Annotated in this window: 11 protein-coding genes; 7 read left to right on the forward strand and 4 right to left on the reverse strand. The window is 42.3% G+C overall.

From position 1 onward, the window contains the following. Positions 1–137 precede the first annotated feature (137 nt). The 3 genes from MF4642_RS15700 to MF4642_RS15710 form a co-directional block, all read right to left on the reverse strand. A complete protein-coding gene (locus MF4642_RS15700; RefSeq protein WP_078426799.1) occupies positions 138–1,298 on the reverse strand; it encodes a glutathionylspermidine synthase family protein in 1,161 nt (386 codons plus the stop codon). Between the two features lie 3 nt (positions 1,299–1,301). After that, positions 1,302–1,664 carry a hypothetical protein gene (locus MF4642_RS15705; protein WP_078426800.1) on the reverse strand — a complete coding sequence of 121 codons (363 nt, stop codon included), beginning with the start codon at positions 1,662–1,664 and terminating at the stop codon, positions 1,302–1,304. Positions 1,665–1,848: 184 nt separating this feature from the next. Beyond that, positions 1,849–2,814, reverse strand: coding sequence for a TerC family protein (locus MF4642_RS15710; protein WP_058952475.1), 966 nt, complete (start codon positions 2,812–2,814; stop codon positions 1,849–1,851). 400 nt (positions 2,815–3,214) lie between these two features. Here MF4642_RS15710 and MF4642_RS15715 point away from each other — a divergent pair, with 400 nt between their 5' ends. The 3 genes from MF4642_RS15715 (at position 3,215) to MF4642_RS15725 (ending at position 4,295) form a co-directional block, all read left to right on the forward strand. Further along, complete coding sequence (locus tag MF4642_RS15715; RefSeq protein ID WP_062031177.1) at positions 3,215–3,499, forward strand: GNAT family N-acetyltransferase; 285 nt, start codon at positions 3,215–3,217, stop codon at positions 3,497–3,499. Positions 3,500–3,538: 39 nt separating this feature from the next. Continuing rightward, positions 3,539–3,823 (forward strand): GNAT family N-acetyltransferase, encoded by a 285-nt coding sequence (locus tag MF4642_RS15720; RefSeq protein ID WP_058870643.1) that lies wholly within the window; start codon positions 3,539–3,541, stop codon positions 3,821–3,823. 94 nt (positions 3,824–3,917) lie between these two features. After that, on the forward strand, positions 3,918–4,295 hold the full coding sequence (locus tag MF4642_RS15725; RefSeq protein WP_078426801.1) for a hypothetical protein: 378 nt from the start codon (positions 3,918–3,920) through the stop codon (positions 4,293–4,295). Between the two features lie 60 nt (positions 4,296–4,355). Here the strand turns inward: MF4642_RS15725 and mpl are convergent, their stop codons facing one another. Continuing rightward, positions 4,356–5,723: a UDP-N-acetylmuramate:L-alanyl-gamma-D-glutamyl-meso-diaminopimelate ligase gene (gene mpl, locus MF4642_RS15730; protein ID WP_078426802.1), complete on the reverse strand. Its 1,368-nt coding sequence runs from the start codon at positions 5,721–5,723 to the stop codon at positions 4,356–4,358. 255 nt (positions 5,724–5,978) lie between these two features. Here mpl and MF4642_RS15735 point away from each other — a divergent pair, with 255 nt between their 5' ends. The 4 genes from MF4642_RS15735 (at position 5,979) to MF4642_RS15750 (ending at position 10,233) form a co-directional block, all read left to right on the forward strand. Then, positions 5,979–6,317 (forward strand): DMT family protein, encoded by a 339-nt coding sequence (locus MF4642_RS15735; protein ID WP_078426803.1) that lies wholly within the window; start codon positions 5,979–5,981, stop codon positions 6,315–6,317. A 192-nt stretch (positions 6,318–6,509) separates the two neighbouring features. Then, positions 6,510–7,022 (forward strand): 5-(carboxyamino)imidazole ribonucleotide mutase, encoded by a 513-nt coding sequence (gene purE, locus MF4642_RS15740; protein WP_004697498.1) that lies wholly within the window; start codon positions 6,510–6,512, stop codon positions 7,020–7,022. 15 nt (positions 7,023–7,037) lie between these two features. Beyond that, positions 7,038–8,159, forward strand: coding sequence for a 5-(carboxyamino)imidazole ribonucleotide synthase (locus MF4642_RS15745; RefSeq protein WP_078426804.1), 1,122 nt, complete (start codon positions 7,038–7,040; stop codon positions 8,157–8,159). 790 nt (positions 8,160–8,949) lie between these two features. Next, positions 8,950–10,233: a lytic murein transglycosylase gene (locus MF4642_RS15750; RefSeq protein WP_078426805.1), complete on the forward strand. Its 1,284-nt coding sequence runs from the start codon at positions 8,950–8,952 to the stop codon at positions 10,231–10,233. The last annotated feature ends 159 nt before the right edge of the window (positions 10,234–10,392 follow it).

Genomic DNA, 10,392 nt, shown 5'->3' on the forward strand with positions numbered 1-10,392 from the left:
TATTTCTGTAAGTTAAAAGAATTTAAACGTATAGCGATGCGTAGTTGTAAAACAGATACGAGTTTTGAAGCCATGATTCAACTGTGCGCGAGTTTAATTAACTCTCGGTAATTCTCAACAGACCCTAGAGCGCCTCTTTATTCCACAAAATAATGCGCAGCAAAATGCGCATCATTGCCGATCACATCAAACACATCTTCACGCAGTGACATCCCCGCACATTCATCTCCGACCATCCAAAGTCCCAAGGTGGGCAGCATGCCTTCATGCAACGGAGTTTTTACCCAGCGTTGCATGACATAGCCATATTTGTCGTAGTCATCAAAGTAAAAACTACCTGAAGCTGCGCCACAATCGACATTGTTTTGTAGGATATGAATATTTGCGCCTTCGCGCGCTAAGATGGGCTTACGCACCCATTTCCCTGCATAGTGGACCTGCGCATCATAAGCATGGGTTTCTAATAACAATGGATGATTTGGAAAGCGTTTCCATAGCTCGATCAACAGGGCTTTATTGGAGAGCAGCATTTTCCAACACGGTTCAATCCATTCAGTTTCAGGTTTGAGAAACTGTGAAAAATTTTCTTCCCAAATCCATTCCCATGGATACAGCTTAAATAAATGCTGAATCTCTTGCTGATGCAAATCGACAAAGGCTGTGCCATTCCAACCGATGTTTTCCATCGACAGTTCGCTGACATTTAAGCCTGCCTGAAAAGCAGTATCCATGAGGTATTCTAAATTGCCCCAATCTTCACGCCCTGCTTCTTGACAGGCTGCGAAATGGACACGGCTACGCGTAGGATAGAGCTGTTTCCAGCGCTCAATCAGCTTTTCATGAATGCTGTTGAACTGATCACGGTTTGCAATATTTTCGACCTGTTCAATCCAATGCCACTGTGCAACAGAGGCTTCGAGTAAACCCGTTGGCGTATCGGCATTGTATTCCAGCATTTTGATGGCTTGGCCATCATAGGCAAAATCGAAACGGCCATACAGCATCGGCGCTTGGTTTTTCCATGAGTGCTCAATCAAAGGAATCGCTGCTGGGGGAATTTGAAAATATTCGGGATAATGACCGCGTTGAATCATATCCCCTGCCACTTCAAGGCACATCTGGTGTAATTCGTTCGAGGCATCTTCAAGCTGTTCAATTTGCTTGAGGCTAAACTCATAGGCGACCCCTTCTGACCAATACATTGAACCATCCCGCGACGGCAAGTTGTAGTAGTCAAAACCAATCTCTTGATGCGCCTGTTGCCAGTTTGCTCGCTCAGGCAGTAGAACTCGTTTCATGTATTAACCTCCGAACGAGCCTCCGCCACGGCCGAAGCCTCCACGAATGGGCTGGGATTTGGCATGGCTAAAAACATGAGTTGAGATTCTGGGTGCGCCCGTCGAATGACGTCCGCGAGCTTTCAAGACTTGGCCCATGTAACGGACTTTACGGTTGTTCTTATAATATTGAGGGCCGATATAAACCCCAGTAGAGCCATTATAGCTCGATTCGCCATTTTCGTTAGCAGGTTCGCACAGTTCAAAATGCCAGTCTTGGTAGCAGTTGTATTGGTTATTGTAAACATCCTGTTGTAGGGTTTTAGAACCGCTACATGCCGTGAGTAAAACGGGCACTACAACAAGAGTTAATTTTTTGGTACGCATGGATGAGCAACCTTCAGGTTCTTTTATTTTTACTGGTAAAACCAAGGGTTTTAAGCCCGCTTATCATAGGGAGCTGTTTGCATAAAGTACAGTGCATTTGCACAGAAAATCATAGGATTAAGTCTTGTGCATACTAAAATTTGGTCATAAAAAAGCCTTCCCAGAGGAAGGCTTTTTTTAAACATTAGAGGGTGGTTTGATGATGTTTCTTACTGTATCGAATCGACAAGATTGCAGTAATGGTCAGCACCAACACAATAAAGCCCAGTGAAATCCAAATTGGCATATGGAACACATCCAACATGAGCATCTTAAAGCCGATGAATACCAAGATAATACCTAAACCATACGGGAGATAATGCATCTTGGTTGCTGCACCAGACAACAAAAAGAACATCGCACGTAGACCCAAAATTGCCATTAAGTTTGCAGTTAACACAATAAACGGATCAGAAGTCACCGCGAAAATTGCAGGAATGGAGTCCACCGCGAAAATCACATCCGACGCTTCAACTAGAATCAACACCAAGAACAGCGGCGTTGCCCATAACATCCCGTTTTGACGGACAAAGAACTTGTTGCCATGCAGTTGCGGGGTAATCCGCATATGTTTACGTAGCCATTTTAATATCGCCATATCTTCGATATTGGTTTCTTCTTCGTTTTGTCCTTTGAAGAATTTGAAGCCCGTATACACCAAGAACGCACCGAAGATATACAGAATCCATGAGAACTCTTGTACGAACCACGCGCCAATAAAAATAAAGATGGTACGTAGAATAATCGCACCCAAGACACCGTAAAGCAGTAATTGGCGTTGTAATGCAGGTGGGATGGCAAAAGCAGCAAAGATCATCAGCCAGACAAAGACGTTGTCAACGGCTAAAGATTTTTCAAGTAAATAACCTGCAAAATACTCCATGACCTTTGTATTGGCCACAGTAACACCTGCAGTTTGTTGTAAATACAGCCAGAGACCTGCACCAAAGAGTGATGCGACGGAAACCCACGCAATACTCCATAAAGCGGCGGTTTTGATTTTAACTTCTTGGCCTTCTTTTTGTTTAAAGCCTAAAAAGTCGATCAGTAGCATCACGGTAACAATGCCGAAAAAAGCAAGGTATAGCCATAAATTGCCGATAGATTCCATGAAATCCTCCACATCCAGCAATCGGCCACAAAAAAACCTTGACCTGCTGCCAGATGAAATAAAACATCTGTGACAACATGATCAAGGTCTTGCCTACATTTTAGCGTATGTATTTTGTGCGCTAAAATGCTCAGATACCGACTTTTTGCAAAGTGTAATGACGATAATCTGACACGTGAAAGTTATGCATGGCATTGATTTTTCACGTTTGGAGGAGGCTACTCCCCTTGTTCAACATAAATTTGGTTTTGGATTTGATCCAAAAGTGAGCTAAGCATCGCATATTTTTATGGTTTGAGCAAATATTAAAGAAAATTGTAGATGAAATATAAATGAGACAAAATTTTGCTTCAATTTGTGGCAAGCTAAAAAAGTAGCATAATCAGCTAGAGGAATAATAATGAAAATTCAACATCAAGAAACAGGTAGTAAAGGCGAAGTTTTTGTTGAGCAAGAAAACGAGCGTGTGGCGGAAATGACTTATAGTTGGGCTGGGGATGATAAATTTATTATTGATCACACTTGGGTCAGTGAGTTGCTCCGTGGGCAACATGTGGGGCGTCAGTTATTGGATGTTTTGGTTAACTTTGCCCGTGATAAGGGCGTGAAAATTTTACCTTTGTGCCCTTTTTCCAAATCGGTATTCGACAAAGATCCATCTATTCATGATGTTTTATTTCACTAAGATAGAGAACGATAAATCAATCCATTCAACGAGTGTGCTATGCAATTTCAACATGTAGATCGCGATCAAAAAGGTGAGTTTTTTTTAAATAATGCAGAAGGTCAGCGCATTGCTGAAATTAGTTATATTTGGCGGGATGACACAACCATCGATGCCAACCATACTTGGGTCGATGATTCACTGCGAGGTCAAGGTGTGGCGCGTTTGCTGTTGGATACTCTGGTTGATTTTTCACGTGAGAAAAACCTGAAGATTATCCCGACCTGCTCTTATGTCGATGTGATGTTTCGCCGTGAGAAAAGTTTTGAAGATGTCGCGGCTTAATTGTTCACAGCATTCATCGCGGTTCTAAGCGTTAAACTAAAATGAGATCGATATAGCTGCCATTACAGTTCTATTTTGTGTTTTGCAGCGCTGAATGATGGTGAAATTAAAGTATATGAAGACGCTTTTATCTATTGCCCTATTCAGTTCAGTTGCCCCTTTATTACATGCTGAAGATTGTGTAAAACTTGAGGAAAAGGCAGAACAAAAAGAAGTTCAGATTATTCCACGTTGGGGCATGAAAGTGATTGCTCCAACCAGAGTGTATTTTCATTCAGCACCGAGCAATGCTTGTAAAATCAAAGATCTGTTTATGATTAAAAATGACCATATCACTGCTTATAGCACCTATGATGATGGCCAAGAACAGTGGGTTTCGATCATGTATTTCAGCAAACGCTTGGGAGACACGGTTCAAGGTTGGTCAAAACTAAAAGACTTTGAATATACGGGTACGATGTCTGGTTTTTAATTAGATACGCTTGTAAAAAAACCCGCCATATGCGGGTTTTTTCGTCTAAGTGAGAACAACTTATTCTGCGTTTAAGGCACTGATCAATTTTTGGTGTAAACCACCAAAGCCACCATTGGACATGATCACAACCGCATCGCCCTCGCCTGCATCACTGACGATGGTATGGATAATGTCATCTAATGTACGTGCGACCACGGCCTTGTTGGGTGCAGCCGCAATGACAGGTTGCAAGTCCCAGTCCAAACCTTCTGGTTGATACCAAATCACTTCATCGGCCAAACGTGCAGAGTGTGCGAGTCCATCTTTATGGCTTCCCATGCGCATGGTATTTGAACGAGGTTCAATAATCGCCCACAACTTACGCTCGCCTAAACGCTTACGTGCGCCTTCTAGCGTAGTATCAATTGCGGTTGGGTGATGGGCAAAGTCATCATACACTTCAACACCACGCACCGTGCCTAAAAGCTCCATACGGCGCTTCACGCCACCAAAGTTAGACAGTGCTTCGCACGCTGTTTCAATGCTCACGCCAACATGTTCAGCCGCAGCGATAGTCGCCAAAGCATTGGCCACACTGTGCTGCCCTGTCATGTTCCATTGCACTGCGCCTTTTACCACGCCGTGTTGGAGTACTTTAAAATGTGAACCATCAGCACTGAGTTGTTCGGCATACAATTCAGACTTGTCGTGAGCCTCTAAAGAGGTACGAACCACGGGTGTCCAACAGCCCTGCTCTAAAACTTCATCAATATTGCTTTCAGTAATAGGCGCAATGATACGACCCTCACTTGGAATGGTACGAACCAAGTGATGGAATTGTTTTTGAATCGCTGCTAGATCATCAAAAATGTCGGCATGGTCAAATTCGAGGTTATTTAAAATGGCTGTTTTGGGATGGTAATGCACGAACTTCGAACGTTTGTCGAAAAAGGCAGAATCATATTCATCGGCTTCAACACAGAAGTATTTGCCAGCACCTAAACGCGCACTTTCAGAGAAACCTAACGGTACACCGCCAATCAGGAAACCTGGCTCTAAACCTGCCTGATCCAATACCCAAGCCAACATGGTGGTGGTGGTGGTTTTACCGTGGGTCCCTGCTACACCAAGTACGTGTTTGCCTTGGAGCACATGATCGGCCAAAAATTGTGGGCCTGAAATATAGGGCAAGCCTTCATTGAGCATGTATTCAACGGCATCAATCCCGCGTTTCATCGCATTGCCGACGATGACCAAATCAGGATGAGGTTGTAAATGACTGCGGTCATAACCTTGCATTAAGGTAATGCCTGCATTTTCGAGCTGGGTGGACATGGGAGGATAAACATTTAGATCCGAACCTGTCACTGTGTGGCCAAGATCACGTGCTAAAAGCGCTAAAGACCCCATAAAGGTGCCACAAATACCCAAAATATGCAGATGCATTCCGCCTCACTCCACTGCTTTTATAGACACATCACGTATTGTTGGTGCTGTTGTCGTGATTAATTCGATGTGAAAGCAACCATAGCAAGGCGCTTAGCGAAAAGATAGTGATTCTTGTATCTAATCGTTTAATTATTCTGCGGCTTGAACACCGCTTTTATTTTGTAAAAAAGTCGGCTGAAAAGTGCAATATTTGCTGAATTTTTTAGCAAAAAACGTAGAATAAAATGCTCCTGAATTCGGCGATTTTGCTTCATGTCCCTGCCCTTTATTTTATTGATTATTGCCAACTGTTTTATGACACTCGCATGGTATGGACATTTAAAACTTTTACCGGGTGTGCCGCTTTGGCAAGCCATTTTATTTAGCTGGTTCATCGCGTTGGTGGAATACAGTTTTATGATTCCTGCGACCCGTATGCTGTCACAGCAAGGCTGGTCAATGGGCGAAATGAAAATCACCCAAGAAGTGGTGACGCTATTGGTTTTTGTACCGTTTATGCTTTTCTTATTTAAACAGCCTTTTAAGCTCGATTATTTGTGGGCAGGACTGTGTTTATTTGGTTGTGTTTATTTTGTTTTTCGCAGCCAATAAATCAAAAAGTGAGGCTACAGTCCTCTTTTTATTTAAGTTTTATGCTACTCGATAAAAAAACAAGAAAAATCTGCATTTAGTTGTACGGTTAAATTTTGGAGAGCTGAAAAATCAGTCTATAATACGGGGCTCTTATTAAAGCTTGGCGCTAGTCGAGATTTATCTCTCTTAACTATCTCTGGAAACATTGCAATGAATGCGGCCGCTTCACAAGACACTCCTCTCGTTGGAATTATCATGGGTTCTCAATCAGATTGGGCCACTCTCGAACACACTGCCAATATGCTTAAGCAACTTGGTGTCCCATTTGAAGCGGAAGTTGTGTCTGCGCACCGTACGCCAGATCGTCTTTTTGAATATGCAGAGCAAGCACGTGACCGTGGTATTCAAGTGATTATTGCGGGTGCAGGCGGTGCGGCGCATTTACCAGGAATGTGTGCGGCAAAAACTGATTTGCCTGTACTTGGTGTGCCAGTGAAGTCTTCGATTTTAAACGGTGTCGATTCACTGTTATCGATTGTGCAAATGCCAGCAGGTATTGCAGTGGGTACTTTGGCGATTGGTCCAGCAGGCGCAACCAATGCCGCGATTATGGCAGCACAAATTTTAGGTCTGACACGTCCTGAAATTGCAAAAAATGTAGCCGATTTCCGTGCTGCACAAACCGACAAAGTCGCAAGCAACAATATTCCAGGCCAAGCTTAATACGGGGCATTCCTCATGAATAAAACCATCGGTATTTTTGGTGGTGGGCAGCTGGGTCGCATGATGGCGCAAGCGGCTTTGCCACTGAATATTCAATGTACGTTCTTTGATGTGAGTACAGACTGCCCTTCAGCGGCTTTAGGAACGGTGATTTCAAGCAAAACTGAAAACGGTTTACAAGATTTTATTGCCAGTGCAGATGTCTTCAGCCTTGAGTTTGAAAATACACCTTTGTCCGATGTTGATGTTTTGACCAAGCAAAAAGATATGCATCCGCCGCGTCAGGCTTTAGCTATTGCACAGCATCGCTTGTCTGAAAAAGCTTTATTTGATGCGCTTGAGATTCCTGTTGCGCCTTATAAAGCGGTAGATTCACTAGAAAGTTTAAGTGCTGCGGTTGCTGAGCTAGGCTTACCGATTGTGCTGAAGACAGCCACAGGTGGCTATGATGGCAAAGGTCAGTTTGTATTGCGCTCTGAACAACAAATTGAACAAGCATGGGCTGAATTAGGCCCTGCTGGAAGTTTAATTGCAGAAAGCTTTGTGACCTTCTCGCGTGAAGTTTCGATCATTGCGGTACGTGGTCAAAATGGCGATGTGAAAACGTGGTCATTGGCTGAAAACCATCACCATCATGGTATTTTGTCGCACTCGATTGTTCCTGCACCGAATAGTGCGGACTTACAACCCGTTGCACAAGACTACATCACTCGCCTATTGAATCATTTGAATTATGTTGGCGTGTTGACCTTAGAACTGTTTGTCACAGACAAAGGTTTGTATGCCAATGAAATGGCGCCACGTGTGCATAATTCAGGACACTGGTCGATTGAAGGCGCAGTATGCTCTCAGTTTGAAAACCATATTCGTGCAGTCGCAGGCTTACCCTTGGGTTCAACTGAAGTGGTTCGCCCTACGGTCATGATCAATATTATTGGTCAGTATCCACAGTCTGAACAAGTCTTGGCCTTAGAAGGTGTACATCTACATCTTTATAATAAGGAAGAACGTGAAGGTCGTAAGATTGGTCACCTGACTTTAATGCCGAATGATACCGCTCAACTCACGATGCTATGTCGCCAGTTGGCTAAAATCTTACCAAATCCCTTGGCACTGAGCGAAGATATGACCATCTAAAGCTTCAGTTGTTGTTAAAAAAAGCGATCACAAAAGTGGTCGCTTTTTTATTTGGACTCATTCAGGCATGATTGCGCCTCTTTGAAAAAAGTGACCGTTAATCGGATCAAAATTAAAATAAATTGCGTGTTTTTTATCCGTTTAAATAAAATTAGCGCATAGAAAAATAAACTGAAAGCAAAATAAAGCGAGTTTTGTACAGAGATGCACGTTTTAAAACAGAGCCCACAATTGAATGTGACACTGATGTTCACCTAAAAAATGCTGAAATAGCAGAGATCTCTATCAACTTGGGTGTGTGGATATCTTTTTAAGTCTATTTTGAATTTAAAAAATAGAAGTAAAATTTTGAATTCAAAAGTGAGTTTTAAATTTAAATCGAGCGTTTAAATTTAAAATGAATTTAAATGTTTTGATGTTGTTTGAATTTAAATTCAAAACAATAAATTTAAAGTCTGTGAGATGAATTTAAAGTTTTGAATTTAAAAATATTGAGCTTTAGTTGTGGTGGTTTATTTCTTTATATTTTTGATTATTAATGTTAAATAAAACTTGTGGATAAATGAATTTAAAACAAGATGATTGAATTTAAAGTACTTGTTGAGTCAGGGATTGCTTTTGAATTCAAAAGTTGAGATGTGGGTGCTGTGGATAAGTGGTTTTAAATTTAAAAGATCGTTTTGAATTTAAACCAGAATGAATATTCATTTACGTTTTGATTCAGAAAAGTGAAATCGAAAGTGTTAAGGTAAAAAGCATAATTTAGAGATAAAGAATCATTAGGAATTTTATGCACCGTTTTGCTTTTCTTTTAGGTTCATTTTTTTTAGCGGCGACTCAGGCGAATGCTGAGCTCATTATTAATGGTCAAAAAGTTACAGGCAGTTCAAATGTCGCAACTTCCGATTATAGTCCTCAGAATTCATTTCAAAGCTGTATTGCCAATTTAAAAAGCCAAGCGATGGCGAATGGTGTGTCTGCGTCCACTTATGATCGCTACACGCAAAATTTAACGCCTGATTATTCTGTGATTGAAAAATTAAATTACCAACCTGAATTTTCCACGCCGATTTGGGATTATTTGTCAGGATTGGTGGATGATGAGCGTGTTGCAGTAGGTCAGCAAAAATTGGCGCAGCATCGTGAAGTGCTAAATCGCGTTGCGGCAGCGTATGGTGTGCCTGCGGAGACCGTGGTTGCTGTGTGGGGCGTGGAAAGTAATTTTGGTGATATTTCAGGTAAATATCCATTATTACAAGCTCTAGGCACATTGAGCTGTGAGGGGCGCCGCCAAAGCTATTTCCGTGGTGAGTTTTTTGCCGCTATGCGCATTTTACAGCGTGGCGATTTAACAGAATCACAACTGAAAGGCTCGTGGGCAGGTGCGTTTGGCCATACCCAGTTTATGCCATCGACGTATGAAGAGCTGGCGGTCGATTTTGATGGTGATGGACGCCGTGATTTGGTGTCGAGTACCACAGATGCTTTGGCATCAACAGCCAATTTCCTCAAAAAACGCGGCTGGCAAACTGGGCAGCCTTGGGGATTTGAAGTAAAAAATCCGCAAGCGATCTCTCTGAGTGGAGAAAGTCGTCGTAATAAGAAGTCCTTATCTTACTGGATGCAAAATGGCTTGGTACGTGCAGATGGCTCAGCGTTAGTTCAAGGCAATTTATCCTCTAGTTCGCAAGCGGGGCTGATGGCGCCCGCTGGCGAAAATGGTCCACTATTTTTAGTGTTTAAAAACTTTGATGCAATCTATAGTTATAATGCTGCAGAAAGTTATGCATTGGCGATTGCGCATTTGTCAGACCGCTTACAAGGGCAAGGCGGGTTTAGTACAACTTGGCCAACCGATGATGCAGGCACTTCACGTTCTGAACGTCGTGAAATTCAGCAGTTTTTACTGAATCGTGGCTATGATATTGGCGCGGTGGATGGTTTGATTGGTGATAAAACTCGTCAAGCGATTCGACAGGAGCAAATTCGTTTAGGTTTAAGCCCTACTGGACGAGCGGGACAGCAAATTTTAAAAGCCTTTCGGCAGGAAAATGCCAAGTTGATGATGCGTTAACATTAACAGCAAAAAAAATCGTTGATATAAATTAGGGCTTGTTGAGAATTAACAAAGGCTACTGATTAATTTATAATAGTACTATGGATAGATACATACTTACTGATGCCCAATGGGCAAAAATGGAACCTTTTTGCCTAGGTAAAGTGACCGATCGAG

The sequence above is a fragment of the Acinetobacter sp. MF4642 genome (assembly GCF_002018925.1).
Lineage (GTDB): Bacteria > Pseudomonadota > Gammaproteobacteria > Pseudomonadales > Moraxellaceae > Acinetobacter > Acinetobacter johnsonii.

What these genes read in the sequence shown, in the direction of transcription:
- MF4642_RS15750 (WP_078426805.1), top strand. Translation starts at nt 8,950, where the DNA reads ATGCACCGTTTTGCTTTTCTTTTAGGTTCATTTTTTTTAGCGGCGACT.
- MF4642_RS15745 (WP_078426804.1), top strand. Translation starts at nt 7,038, where the DNA reads ATGAATAAAACCATCGGTATTTTTGGTGGTGGGCAGCTGGGTCGCATG.
- MF4642_RS15700 (WP_078426799.1), bottom strand. Translation starts at nt 1,298, where the DNA reads ATGAAACGAGTTCTACTGCCTGAGCGAGCAAACTGGCAACAGGCGCAT.
- mpl (WP_078426802.1), bottom strand. Translation starts at nt 5,723, where the DNA reads ATGCATCTGCATATTTTGGGTATTTGTGGCACCTTTATGGGGTCTTTA.
- MF4642_RS15715 (WP_062031177.1), top strand. Translation starts at nt 3,215, where the DNA reads ATGAAAATTCAACATCAAGAAACAGGTAGTAAAGGCGAAGTTTTTGTT.
- MF4642_RS15720 (WP_058870643.1), top strand. Translation starts at nt 3,539, where the DNA reads ATGCAATTTCAACATGTAGATCGCGATCAAAAAGGTGAGTTTTTTTTA.
- MF4642_RS15725 (WP_078426801.1), top strand. Translation starts at nt 3,918, where the DNA reads ATGATGGTGAAATTAAAGTATATGAAGACGCTTTTATCTATTGCCCTA.
- MF4642_RS15735 (WP_078426803.1), top strand. Translation starts at nt 5,979, where the DNA reads ATGTCCCTGCCCTTTATTTTATTGATTATTGCCAACTGTTTTATGACA.
- purE (WP_004697498.1), top strand. Translation starts at nt 6,510, where the DNA reads ATGAATGCGGCCGCTTCACAAGACACTCCTCTCGTTGGAATTATCATG.
- MF4642_RS15710 (WP_058952475.1), bottom strand. Translation starts at nt 2,814, where the DNA reads ATGGAATCTATCGGCAATTTATGGCTATACCTTGCTTTTTTCGGCATT.
- MF4642_RS15705 (WP_078426800.1), bottom strand. Translation starts at nt 1,664, where the DNA reads ATGCGTACCAAAAAATTAACTCTTGTTGTAGTGCCCGTTTTACTCACG.